The 12795-nt window shown below is 59.4% G+C and carries 10 protein-coding genes and 1 riboswitch; of the genes, 1 reads left to right on the forward strand and 9 read right to left on the reverse strand.

The window, feature by feature from the left end:
- Positions 1–56: 56 nt before the first annotated feature.
- From AC3ISI_RS21870 to ltaE, 3 genes are all read right to left on the reverse strand, one after another.
- On the reverse strand, positions 57–1298 hold the full coding sequence (locus tag AC3ISI_RS21870; RefSeq protein ID WP_489333755.1) for an aspartate kinase: 1242 nt from the start codon (positions 1296–1298) through the stop codon (positions 57–59).
- A gap of 91 nt (positions 1299–1389) precedes the next feature.
- On the reverse strand, positions 1390–4014 hold the full coding sequence (gene alaS, locus AC3ISI_RS21875; RefSeq protein ID WP_489333756.1) for an alanine--tRNA ligase: 2625 nt from the start codon (positions 4012–4014) through the stop codon (positions 1390–1392).
- Between the two features lie 146 nt (positions 4015–4160).
- A complete protein-coding gene (gene ltaE, locus AC3ISI_RS21880) occupies positions 4161–5165 on the reverse strand; it encodes a low-specificity L-threonine aldolase (RefSeq protein WP_489333757.1) in 1005 nt (334 codons plus the stop codon).
- A gap of 195 nt (positions 5166–5360) precedes the next feature.
- Positions 5361–5533, forward strand: a riboswitch (FMN riboswitch).
- Positions 5534–5635: 102 nt separating this feature from the next.
- On the opposite strand from ltaE, the gene AC3ISI_RS21885 reads away from it, so the two are divergent.
- A complete protein-coding gene (locus tag AC3ISI_RS21885) occupies positions 5636–6145 on the forward strand; it encodes a 6,7-dimethyl-8-ribityllumazine synthase (RefSeq protein ID WP_489333758.1) in 510 nt (169 codons plus the stop codon).
- Between the two features lie 109 nt (positions 6146–6254).
- On the opposite strand, the gene astE is transcribed toward AC3ISI_RS21885, so the two are convergent.
- From astE to aruF, 6 genes are all read right to left on the reverse strand, one after another.
- Complete coding sequence (gene astE, locus AC3ISI_RS21890) at positions 6255–7265, reverse strand: succinylglutamate desuccinylase (RefSeq protein WP_489333759.1); 1011 nt, start codon at positions 7263–7265, stop codon at positions 6255–6257.
- Between the two features lie 12 nt (positions 7266–7277).
- Complete coding sequence (locus tag AC3ISI_RS21895; protein ID WP_223516149.1) at positions 7278–7565, reverse strand: topoisomerase II; 288 nt, start codon at positions 7563–7565, stop codon at positions 7278–7280.
- Positions 7566–7590: 25 nt separating this feature from the next.
- The gene (gene astB, locus AC3ISI_RS21900; protein ID WP_489333760.1) at positions 7591–8937 is read right to left on the reverse strand and encodes an N-succinylarginine dihydrolase; all 1347 of its coding nucleotides are present in this window, start codon (positions 8935–8937) and stop codon (positions 7591–7593) included.
- Positions 8938–9102: 165 nt separating this feature from the next.
- Positions 9103–10572 carry a succinylglutamate-semialdehyde dehydrogenase gene (astD, locus tag AC3ISI_RS21905; RefSeq protein ID WP_489337768.1) on the reverse strand — a complete coding sequence of 490 codons (1470 nt, stop codon included), beginning with the start codon at positions 10570–10572 and terminating at the stop codon, positions 9103–9105.
- Positions 10569–11594, reverse strand: coding sequence for an arginine N-succinyltransferase (gene astA, locus AC3ISI_RS21910; protein WP_489333761.1), 1026 nt, complete (start codon positions 11592–11594; stop codon positions 10569–10571). The genes astD and astA overlap by 4 nt, the downstream gene beginning before the upstream one ends.
- 84 nt (positions 11595–11678) lie before the next feature.
- Positions 11679–12698 (reverse strand): arginine/ornithine succinyltransferase subunit alpha, encoded by a 1020-nt coding sequence (gene aruF / locus AC3ISI_RS21915; protein WP_489333762.1) that lies wholly within the window; start codon positions 12696–12698, stop codon positions 11679–11681.
- Between the last annotated feature and the right edge of the window lie 97 nt (positions 12699–12795).

The raw sequence follows: 12795 nt of genomic DNA on the forward strand, positions 1-12795 counted from the left end.
TCGCGCTATTCAAAAAAACAAAAGGCGCGGTCAGCCCGCGCCCTTCGGCAAACGCATCACTCGCCCTGTCGGGCCGGCGCGTCCAGTTCGAAAGCCGTGTGCAGCGCGCGCACAGCCAGTTCCAGGTACTTCTCTTCTATCACGACGGAGACTTTGATTTCCGATGTCGAGATCATCTGGATGTTGATGCTTTCTTTCGCCAGGGATTCGAACATGCGGCTGGCCACACCTGCGTGCGAACGCATGCCAACGCCGACGATCGATACCTTGGCGATCTTGGTGTCGCCTACGACTTCACGGGCACCCAGCTCGCCAGCGGTTGTTTCCAGCACGGCTTGCGCCGCCTGGTAGTCGTTGCGGTGCACAGTGAAGGTAAAGTCGGTGGTGTTATCGTGCGCGACGTTCTGCACGATCATGTCGACTTCGATGTTCGCGGCACTGATCGGGCCGAGAATCTTGAATGCAACGCCCGGGATGTCTGGCACGCCACGGATGGTCAGCTTGGCTTCATCGCGGTTGAAAGCGATACCGGAAATGATCGGCTGTTCCATGGTTTCCTCTTCATCAATAGTAATGAGGGTGCCCGGACCCTCCTTGAAGCTGTGCAGTACGCGCAGCGGAACGTTGTACTTGCCGGCGAACTCGACCGCACGGATCTGCAATACCTTGGAACCGAGACTGGCCATTTCCAGCATCTCTTCGAAGGTAATCTTTTCCAGGCGCTGGGCCACGGACACCACACGCGGGTCGGTGGTGTAGACACCATCGACGTCGGTGTAGATCTGGCACTCATCAGCCTTCAGAGCTGCGGCCAGCGCCACGCCGGTGGTGTCGGAACCGCCACGACCGAGGGTGGTGATGTTGCCGTGCTCGTCGACGCCCTGGAAACCGGCGACAACCACCACACGACCGGCCTTCAGATCTCCACGAATCTTCTGGTCGTCAATCTGCAAGATACGCGCTTTATTGTGCGCGCTGTCGGTCAGAATCCGTACCTGATTACCGGTGTAGGACACTGCTGGCACGCCGCGCTTGATCAACGCCATGGCCAACAGCGCAATCGTCACCTGCTCACCGGTGGAGACGATCACATCCAGCTCGCGAGGAACCGGTTGGTCGCCGCCACTGATTTGCTTGGCCAGATCGATCAGACGGTTGGTTTCGCCGCTCATTGCAGACAGCACAACCACCAGGTCATCGCCGGCATCGCGGAATTTCTTAACCTTGTCGGCGACCTGCTCGATTCTCTCGACAGTGCCGACCGAGGTGCCTCCAAATTTCTGTACGATCAAAGCCATTTCAAAGCCGCCTCTGCCCATGAAGGGCGCCCAAATTATCACTCAAACAGCGTTCTGGCCCGCGACTAGACCGCGAGCCCGAAGCACTGCCTTATAAACCCTGCTCTACAAATGGAACGGTCAGGGCCAATGCTGCATCCAGAGCGCCAGCGTCTGTGCCGCCGCCCTGCGCCATGTCTGGACGACCACCACCCTTCCCGCCCACCGCCGCAGCGGCTTGCTTCATTAAATCACCGGCTTTGAGTTGGCCAGTCAGGTCTTTGGTCACGCCTGCAACCAGCACGACCTTTTCCTCATGGACACTGCCGAGCAGGATCACTGCGCGACCGAGTTTGTTTTTCAGTTGATCGACCAGCGCCAGCAGCGCCTTGCCATCCTGACCGTCCAGACGCACGGCCAGCACCTTCACGCCTTTGACGTCCAGGGCAGAGGCCGACAGATCGTCGCCCACCGCACTGGCTGCCTTGGCTTGCAACTGCTCGAGTTGCTTCTCCAGCAGACGGTTGCGCTCCAGCACAGCCGACAGCTTGTCGATCAGGTTGTCGCGGCTACCTTTAACCAGGTTGGCCGCTTCCTTGAGTTGTTCTTCAGCAGCGTTCAAGTAGGCCAGCGCCGCAGCACCAGTGACCGCTTCGATACGACGTACGCCAGACGCCACACCACCTTCGCTGATGATTTTCAGCAGGCCGATGTCGCCGGTACGGTTGGCGTGGATACCGCCGCACAGCTCAACCGAGAAATCACCACCCATGCTCAGCACGCGTACGTTATCGCCGTACTTCTCGCCGAACAGCGCCATGGCGCCTTTTTGCTTGGCGGTTTCGATGTCGGTTTCTTCGGTCTCAACGGCAGAGTTCTTGCGAATCTCGGCATTGACGATATCTTCCAGCGCCTTCAACTGCTCAGGCTTGATGGCTTCGAAGTGGCTGAAGTCAAAACGCAGACGCTGACTGTCGACCAACGAGCCTTTCTGCTGAACGTGATCGCCCAGCACCTGACGCAATGCAGCGTGCAGCAAGTGAGTCGCCGAGTGGTTCAGCGAAGTCGCATGGCGCACGTCGGCTTCGACGTGGGCCTCAACTGGCGCACCAACGATCAGACTGCCCGACGCCAACACACCGTGGTGCAGGAACGCGCCACCAGTCTTGGTCGTGTCGCGCACGTCGAAACGCGAAGCGCCGGCCTGCAAGTAACCGCAGTCACCCACCTGACCGCCCGACTCCGCGTAGAAAGGCGTCTGGTTCAGGACGATCACGCCCTCTTCACCTTCACTCAATACATCGACCGCTTGGCCATCTTTATACAGACCAACCACTTTCGCTGAACCGCTGGTCGCCTTGTAACCGGTAAATTCGGTGGCCACATCAACCTTGACCAGGCTGTTGTAGTCCATGCCGAAGGAGCTGGCGGAACGGGCACGGACGCGCTGGGCTTCCATTTCGCGCTCAAAACCTTCTTCGTCGATGGTCAAGCTACGCTCGCGAGCGATGTCACCGGTCAGGTCCATCGGGAAGCCGTAGGTATCGTAGAGTTTGAACACTACGTCGCCCGGCACCACGTCGCCTTTGAGGTCGGCCAGATCCTGCTCGAGGATCTTCAAGCCCTGCTCCAGGGTTTTGGCGAACTGCTCTTCTTCGGCTTTCAGAACGCGTTCGATATGCGCCTGCTGGGATTTCAGCTCCGGGAAGGCTTCGCCCATCTCGGCGACGAGGGCCGCAACGATCTGATAGAAGAAACTGCCCTTGGCCCCCAGCTTGTTGCCGTGACGGCAAGCGCGACGAATGATCCGGCGCAGTACATAGCCGCGACCCTCGTTGGACGGCAGCACACCGTCGGCAATCAGGAAGCCGCAAGAACGAATGTGGTCAGCCACGACTTTCAGGGAAGCCTGAGCGTCGTTAGTGCAACCGATGGCCTTGGCCGAAGCGCTCAGCAGGCTCTGGAACAGGTCGATTTCATAGTTCGAGTGAACGTGCTGCAGCACGGCACTGATCCGCTCCAGGCCCATGCCGGTGTCGACCGACGGTGCAGGCAGCGGGTGCAACACGCCATCGGCGGTGCGGTTGAACTGCATGAACACGTTGTTCCAGATTTCGATGTAACGGTCACCGTCTTCTTCCGGTGAACCCGGTGGGCCACCCCAGATGTCGGCGCCGTGATCGTAGAAAATCTCGGTGCAAGGACCGCACGGGCCGGTATCGCCCATGGTCCAGAAGTTGTCGGACGCGTACGGCGCACCTTTGTTGTCGCCGATACGAACCATGCGCTCGGCCGGGACACCGATTTCCTTGGTCCAGATGTCGTACGCCTCGTCATCGCTGGCGTAGACAGTGACCCAGAGCTTTTCCTTTGGCAGGTTCAGCCACTGGTCGGACGTCAAGAAGTTCCAGGCGTAGGTGATGGCGTCACGCTTGAAATAATCACCGAAACTGAAGTTGCCCAGCATTTCGAAGAAAGTGTGGTGACGGGCGGTATAACCGACGTTTTCCAGATCGTTGTGCTTGCCGCCAGCGCGCACGCATTTCTGACTGCTGACCGCGCGGGTGTACGCGCGTTTTTCCTGGCCCAGGAAGCAGTCCTTGAACTGGTTCATCCCCGCGTTAGTGAACAGCAGGGTTGGGTCGTTGCCCGGAATCAAAGAGCTGGAGGCTACACGGGTGTGGCCTTGCTCTTCGAAGAAGCGAAGGAAGGCTTCACGGATTTCTGCGCTTTTCATTAGGTTCTTCCACGGAGGCTGCGGCCAAAGGCCTGTTCGAAACGTCAACAGACGAAGCGACGGCAAAGGGCCGCATTATATCGGCGTTAGTGACTAGGTACAGTGTGTTTGTACGTTACAAGCCGTCAATTGGACGGCTAACGCTATCACTTGCGTGAAAAGTCGACGAATGCCGCGACGACCTGCTCGATTTGCTCACGACTGACGTCCATGTGCGTGACCATACGCAGACGCCCCGCCGCGCTCAACTTGATCCCGCGCTCGGCCGCGAACGTCTTGATCGCTTCGGCCTTTTCGCCCATCTGCGCGTAAACCATGTTGGTCTGTACCGGCTCGACGTCGTAACCCGCCGCACGCAAGCCTTCGGCGAGGAACTGTGCATTGGCATGGTCATCGGCCAGACGCTGGACATTGTTGTTCAGGGCATACAGACCCGCCGCGGCCAGAAGCCCGGCCTGACGCATGCCGCCCCCGACCATCTTGCGCAAACGGCGCGCCTTGCCAATCAACTCGACCGAGCCGCACAGTACAGAACCCACTGGCGCCCCCAGGCCTTTGGACAGGCAGACCGAAACGGAATCGAAGTGCTGGGTGATTTCCCTGGCATCAACCCCCAGTTTGACGGCTGCGTTGTAGAGCCGCGCGCCGTCCAGGTGCAACTGCAACCCATGTTCACGGGTAAAGCTTCGGGCCCGCGCCAGATACTCCAGCGGCAGCACTTTGCCTTGCATGGTGTTCTCCAGTGCCAGCAAACGGGTGCGGGCGAAGTGGAAATCGTCCGGTTTAATCGCTGCGGCAACATGAGCCAAGTCCAACGAGCCGTCGGTCTGAACCTCCAGCGGCTGCGGCTGGATCGAACCAAGCACCGCCGCGCCACCACCTTCGTACTTATAGGTGTGAGCCTGCTGGCCAACAATATATTCATCACCGCGTTCGCAATGCGCCATCAACCCCAGCAAGTTGCTCATGGTGCCCGTCGGCACAAACAGCGCAGCGGCGAAACCAAGGCGTTTTGCCAATTCGGATTCCAGACCGTTGACCGTAGGGTCCTCACCATAAACGTCGTCACCGGTGGCCGCTTTGGCCATCGCGTCGAGCATCCCGGCGGAGGGTTGGGTGACGGTGTCGCTGCGAAGATCGATAACGCTCATGAATCTGGCCTCGGTAAGCAGGGGAAATCCCTTCCAGGCAGGAATTACTGCGGGCATGACACCGAATAATCAACCCTTGAGTGGGAAAAGGCCGCTCAAGCCAGCGAAAAAGTGGATAGCAATCATCAGATTGCCGTCATGTTCAGGCAGGAAATATGTGTTAAAAACGCTGCGCTGTCAGACATTCTGACGGCAAAACGTTCTCAGGGCGGGGTGCAACTCCCCACCGGCGGTAATTGCGCACAACGCGCATAGCCCGCGAGCGCTTGGCGACAGGCACGGCAAATGGCTGTGTATGACGACAAGGTCAGCCGACCCGGTGTGATCCCGGGGCCGACGGTCATAATCCGGATGAAGAGAGAACGGGATTGACGCCAAAGGGCCGTCCGCAAGCATTCGTGCAAGCGTGCGTACCCTGAAATCCCATTCGATTCATATGCCCTGTTTTATACATAAACAAGAGTCAGAACATGCAACCCACCGCAATCGATAGCAAAAGCAAAAACCATCAGGGCGAACGCGTTGCGTTCATCCAGGCCTGCTGGCACAAGGAAATCGTCGATCAGAGCCGCAAAGGCTTCGTGGCCGAAATGATTGCTCAGGGTTATCCGGAATCGGAAATCGATTTCTTCGAAGTTGGCGGCGCCTTTGAAATCCCGCTGCATGCCAAGCTGCTGGCCAAGTCCGGTCGTTATGCCGGCATCGTCGCCGCAGGCCTGGTGGTCGACGGCGGTATCTACCGTCACGAATTCGTGGCGCAGTCAGTGATCAGCGGCCTGATGCAGGTTCAGCTGGAAACCGAAGTGCCGGTGTTCTCGGTGGTTTTGACCCCGCACCACTTCCATGCCGGCGAAGAGCATCAAAAATTCTTCTTCGAACATTTTGTGCATAAAGGCCAGGAAGCGGCGAAAACGTGCGCGGATACTCTGCACAAGATGCGTGCGTTGCGCCGTAACGAGCCGCGTGCAGTGGCTGTCTGACGCAGACCTGTAGGAGCTGGCTTGCCGGCGAAGACGATGGCACATCCAACATTGATGTGCCTGCTACACCGCTTTCGCCGGCAAGCCGGCTCCTACTGGGGGCGTAGTGTCAGGCCAGGTGTTCGTCGGTAGCCGGCACGACCAGGATGCCGGCACGCAAGCCGTTCTTCACCTTGGGGTTCGGGAAGATGATCCGGGCGCCCTCTTCTTCAATGATCCAGCGGGTATTGGCGATGTCTTCCGCCAACAGGTAACCCACGTCCAGTTCAGAAAAGTTCTCGATGTCCGCCGGAAGGTTCAAGCGGAAGCTATCGCTGTGCTTGATGATTTCACGCGCCACGCTGTACAGCTGCAAACCGTCCAGCGCCGATTCGATCAGCTCCGGTTCGGTGCCTTCGATGATCTGTTTCAGGCGGGCTTCCAGCAAGGAAACATTAACCCCGGCGTTTTGCCCGAACGGCCGCGCCTTGCCCAGTTCGAGGGTGAAGGACTCGGCGCCCAGCTTGTCGTAGGTGTAGGAACTGAAGACGATGGATGGCTTGTTCTGCAACAGCACCGCCTCCATGCCGGCCGCACGCAGGCGCGCCAGTTCCTGACGTGAATGCTGGCGACCCTCCTTCCAGGGGTACAAGGCGAACTGCTCGATTTTCGAGCCGCGAATGGCGGTGTGCAGGTCATAGTGCAGTCGCTGGCGATCAGGCAAGCTGAAGAAAATCGCCGCCAGCCGCTCCAGCTCACAAGCACGCAAGGCTTCAGACCCGCTGCTTTGTTCGTGACGGCCATTGAACAGCCGATTGACGTCCTGTTCGATGAAGCGCTCGCCTTTACGGATCGCTTCGGGGTTACCGAACAGAAAAAGAATTCGTGCGCGTGGCTTCAAGTCGCCACGAGCGATGTCATGCAACAGACGATCAAGCAACTCGATCGGCGCTGTTTCGTTACCGTGGATACCGGCCGATAGCAGCAGGTCCAGACCATTGTCGCGCGCTTCAGGTGGCCGGACTTCCAGCGCACCTTCGCTCAACCAGCGCATCCGCACGCCTTCGACAGTCAGTTGAGTCTTCTCCGCCGGTTCGCGGCCGGCGAGGGTCAGTTCAAGCAGTTTGCCGAGGGCGAGCATAGAGCGGTTTCCTTAGTGGTCGTGTGCGCAATCCGGGCCGTGCTCGTGGTCTTCGTCACCGACTTCAGCCGGTTCCATTTCCAGTTGCAGACTTACCAGATTAGTCGCCAATGGACGCAGCAGCAGGTTAGCGTATTCAGCATCGCCTTCTTCAACGTCCACACCGATCAGCAGTTGGCCGCGGCCATCGTGCTGGATCCACAGCTCTTTGCCTTGCCACATGACCGCAACGCGGGTGCAGGAGGTTTCCAGTTGCGTGCCGTCGGTGTCTTCAAGGATCAGCTGCAGGGTATCGCTCATGTTTTTACGCTCTCGTTTGAGACTTTCAATTGATCTGGAATGGATAAACCGCGCCCAGTTTAAGGATTTGCGTCAGTTCATCCAGTGCCGTCCGGCACTCAAGCAGTAATTGCGGGTCCGCAAGATCGTTTTCGGTCATGCGATCGCGGTAGTGCTTGTCGACCCATTCGGTCAGCGTGCCGTACAACGGTGCCGTCATGATAACCCCTGGGTTCACCGCCGCCAGCTCGGTTTCATTCAGTGCGACGCGCAGTCGCAGGCAAGCCGGGCCACCCCCGTTCTGCATGCTTTGCTTCAGATCGAAGACTTTCACTTCGCGGATCAGGCCGCCGGAGCTGGTCAGACCTTGCAGGTACTGCCAGACACGCTCGTTACCACGGCATTCTTCCGGCACGATCAACAGCATCGAACCGTCCGGACGCGACAGAAGTTGGCTATTGAACAGGTAGGAACGAACGGCGTCTTCCACGGTGACTGCGGAACGCGGCACACAGACCGACTGGAATTTCCCGCCGACTTTAGCGAGTTTGCTTTGCAACTCCGCCAGCATCTGCTCGGTATCGAGGAACGCATCCTCGTGATAGAACAATACCTCGCCGTTACCCACGGCGATCACGTCGTTGTGAAACACGCCCTGATCAATCACCGACGGATTCTGTTGCGCATAGACCACGCCGTCTTCGCTCAAACCGTGCAAGCGGGCAACGGCCTGGGACGCTTCCAGCGTCTGCCGCGCCGGGTATTTCTGCGGTGCTGGGTAGCGAGTATCGAAGGCACTGCGACCAAACACGAAGAACTCTACGCCCGCTTCACCGTATTCACGGCAGAAACGGGTGTGGTTGGCGGCACCTTCGTCACCGAACTGCGCCACGGCCGGCAAGGCGGCGTGGTGAGCAAAATGCTTCTGATCGGCGAACATGGCGCCGAGCACGCGGCTGGTGGTCGGGTGTTCAATGCTGCGGTGATATTTGCAGTTGAGGTTGGCAGCGGTGAAATGCACGCGGCCATCCGCCGTGTCGGCACTTGGGCTGACCGTGGCGGCGTTAGCCACCCACATGCTCGATGCCGAGCAACTGGCGACCAGCAACGGCATGGCGTCTTTAGCCGCTTGCTCGATCACTTGAGCATCGGTACCGCTGAAACCCAAACGGCGCAGCGCGGCCACGTCCGGACGCTCTTGCGGCGCCAGCACACCTTGCTGAAAGCCCATTTCCATCAGCGATTTCATTTTCGCCAGGCCTTGCAGCGCAGCCTCCTTCGGGTTGGAGGACTGCTGGCTGTTGCTCTGGGATGCGACGTTGCCGTAGGACAAACCGCCGTAGTTATGGGTCGGCCCCACTAGACCGTCAAAATTGACTTCATAGGATTTCATCAGCGAGGCTCCACGAGAATCTGTTGTTATAGGCTTCAAGTAACAATTCAGTAAGACAGAGGCGCGGCCTTCGCGGGCAAGCCCGGCTCCCACAGGTTCGGAGGTGTTCACAAATATTGTGATTCACTCAATCACTGTGGGAGCGGGCTTGCCCGCGATTGGGCGTTACGCCATCTTCACGCCAGGCGTGAGAGCTGCAGGCAACACCAGGCTCGGGGTTTCCAGCGAGGCCACCGGGTACGCGCAGTAATCCGCTGCGTAGTAGGCACTTGCGCGATGGTTGCCCGAGGCGCCGACGCCGCCGAAGGGCGCGCTGCTCGCCGCACCGGTCAGTTGCTTGTTCCAGTTGACGATACCGGCGCGGCTTTCCAGCCAGAACTGCTGATAACGCGCTTCGGAATCCGATAGCAAACCAGCCGCCAGGCCATAGTCGGTGTCGTTGGCTTCGACGATCGCCGCTTCAAAATCAGCGTAGCGGATCACTTGCAGCAACGGGCCGAACAGCTCTTCGTCAGGGCGATCAGCTACGGCTGACACGTCCAGAATACCGGGGGTCAGCAACGCGGCTTGCACCTGAGGCTGGGTCATCTCCAGCAAGGCCACGGCGCCATTGGCCAGCAAGTGTTCTTGCGCATCCATCAGCGCTTTCGCAGCGCCCAGGGAGATGACCGAACCCATGAACGGCGCCGGTTGCTGATCAAACGCACCGACTTCAATCGTCGCGCAGACCGCCACCAGACGCGCCAGCAGCGTGTCGCCCCAGGTACCCTGCGGCACCAGCAGACGGCGAGCACAGGTGCAACGCTGACCGGCAGAAATGAAAGCCGACTGGATAATGGTGTAAACGGCGGCATCGAGGTCCGCCACTTCGTCGACCACCAGCGGGTTGTTGCCGCCCATTTCCAGCGCAAGGATCTTGTCTGGACGACCAGCGAATTGCTGATGCAAGTGATTGCCGGTGCGGCTGGAGCCGGTGAAGAACAGGCCGTCGATGCCCGGGTTCGCCGCCAGGGCGATTCCGGTTTCGCGAGCGCCTTGCAGCAGGTTCAACACGCCCGCTGGCAGACCGGCTTCGATCCAGCATTTAACCGTCAGCTCAGCGACTTTCGGGGTCAGTTCGCTCGGCTTGAACAACACGCTGTTACCGGCCAGTAGCGCTGGCACGATGTGACCGTTCGGCAAGTGGCCAGGGAAATTGTAAGGACCGAACACCGCCACCACGCCATGTGGCTTGTGACGCAGTACCGCAGTGGCGTCGCCCAGAGGGCCACTCTTCTCGCCGGTACGTTCGCGGTAGCTCTGCACCGAAATCGCAATCTTGTTGACCATGCTGGTCACTTCAGTCGCCGATTCCCACAAAGGTTTGCCGGTTTCCTCTCCGATGCAGTGCGCCAGCTCGTCAGCCTTGCTTTTCAGTGCCGCGGCAAAAGCTTCAAGCACGGCAATGCGCTCGTCCAGCGTACGTCGGGCCCAGCCCGGGAATGCCTGACGTGCGGCTTGCACGGCGGATTCAACCTGAGCCGCCGTAGCGCCTTCGCCGGACCACAGCACTTGCTGGGTCACCGGATTCAGCGACTGGAAGGCTTCGCCCTGGCCGGCCAGCCATTCACCTGCGATGTATAGCGAATTCATTATTTCGACTCCCGAGCAGCAGACAACGAAACGGCGCGCACCTGATCGCCAGCGTTGAGTTGAAGACGTTTGGCGGTCAACGGATCAACCACCAGCGTGCCGGCAGCGAGGCGTGCTGGCGCGGCAGTGATTCGGCAGTCTTCGCGCTTGCGGTTGTGAATCAGGAAAGGCGTAGCGTCGTCACCTGGCGTGCCGATGGCCAACACCAGCGCCTCGCTGTCACGTACCGCGCGGATCTTGCCGGTTTCGCACTCAACGGCCGGGCCGGCGTCGAAGATGTCGACGTAGCCCTGATAGCTGAAACCTTCGCTCTTGAGCATGGCCAGCGCCGGCTCGGTATCCGGGTGAACCTGGCCGATGACGTTGCGCGCGTCGGGCGACAGGAAGCAGGTGTACAGCGGAAACTTCGGCATCAGTTCGGCGATGAACGCCTTGTTGCCCACGCCGGTCAGGTAATCGGCCTGGCTGAACTCCATCTTGAAAAAGTGACGGCCCAGGCTTTCCCAAAACGGCGAGCGCCCGGCTTCGTCGGACACACCCCGCATTTCGGCGATGATCTTGTTGCCAAACAGTTGCGGGAACTCGGCGATAAACAGCATCCGCGCCTTGGCCAGCATGCGGCCATTGAGACCGGTGCGGTAATCGGCGTGCAGGAACAATGAGCACAACTCAGAGTTACCCGTCAGGTCATTGGCCAGGAACAGCGTCGGGATCTCGCGGTAGATGTTCAGCTCTTGCGAAGCGCTGACCGTCAGGCCGACCCGGAAGTTGTACCAAGGCTCACGCAGGCCGACCGCACCAGCGATTGCGGAAATGCCCACCACACGGCCAGTGTCGTCTTCGAGTACGAACAGGTAATCCGCATCAGCGCGCCCGGCTTCGCCGCGAAAGGTCTTCTCGGCCCAGCCGACCCGATGGGCCAGACGCTCTTCGTTGGCCGGCAAAGTGGTCAGGCCGGTGCCGGTGCTGCGGGCCAGGTCGATCAGAGCGGGTAAATCGCTGCTACGTACGGGACGAACGATCATGCTATCTCCTCAAACGGGCCGCTTGCGCCACCCGTGAAATTTCGCTGCTTTCCAGGTGTTTCTTTCTGGAAATCAAAGCCGGCGTTAAACCGCCACCAGGCGCACGCTGGCGCCTTCACCGACGCCCAAGGCTTCGGCCGCTTCCAGATCCAGGGTCACTGGCTTGCCTGGTGCGTAATCGAGCTCAAGCAACACGGCGCGGTAATCCTGCAACTGGGCATTGGCCACCAAGTACTGGCGACCGGCACCTTTGACCGGTTCACCGATTTTCACCGGCACGACGCGGCTCTGGGCGATCGAACGGATCCCCGTCACACGTGCGTGCAAGGTCGGGCCGCCGTCGAAAATGTCGATGTAGTGATCGGTTTCAAAACCTTCGCGCATCAGGATGTCGAAGGTGATCTGCGCCCGTGGATGCACCTGGCCCATCGCCTCTTGAGCGGAGTCCGGCAGCAGCGGCACATAGATCGGGTAATGCGGCATCAGTTCGGCCAGGAACGTGCGGCTCTTCAGACCGCACAGACGTTCGGCTTCAGCGTAGTTGAGGTCGAAAAAGTTGCGGCCGATGGCATCCCAGAATGGCGAGTCACCGTTTTCATCGCTGTAGCCCACGATCTCGGTCACCACGGAATCGGCAAAGCGCTCCGGATGGCTGGCCACAAACAGCAAGCGACCACGGGAGTTGAGCTCGGCCCAAGGTGACCCCACCAGCTCGCGCTGCACGTAGAAACTGGTCAGCAGGCTGTTGCCGGTCAGGTCGTGGCACTGGGAGAGCACGTGAATCTTGTTATGAATCTTCAGCTCGCGTGAAGCGTGCACAAAGGTTTCATTACGGAAGCTGTAGAACGGCTCGGAATAACCCGCCGAGGCCACGATTGCCGAGCAACCGGCCAGTTTGCCGGTGGCCGTGTCTTCGAGGACGAAGAAATAGCTTTCTTCACCATTGAAGCTGACTTCGGCGGCAAACGACGCTTCGCTTGCGGCGATCTTGTCGCTCAGGCGTTCCACGTCATCCGGCAAGGAAGTGACACCAATCGGGCTATCCGCAGCCAGACGCTGTACCTCGCCCAGATCAGCCATTTGCGCGGGGCGCATCACCAGCATGGTGTCACTCCTTTCTCGAAAAACTCTTTGAGGAAAATAAACCGGCCCCTTGTAGGAGCGAGGCTTGCCCGCGAAGGCGTTGTGTCAGCCGATGATG

This window comes from Pseudomonas sp. GL_139_B (genome assembly GCF_057834475.1).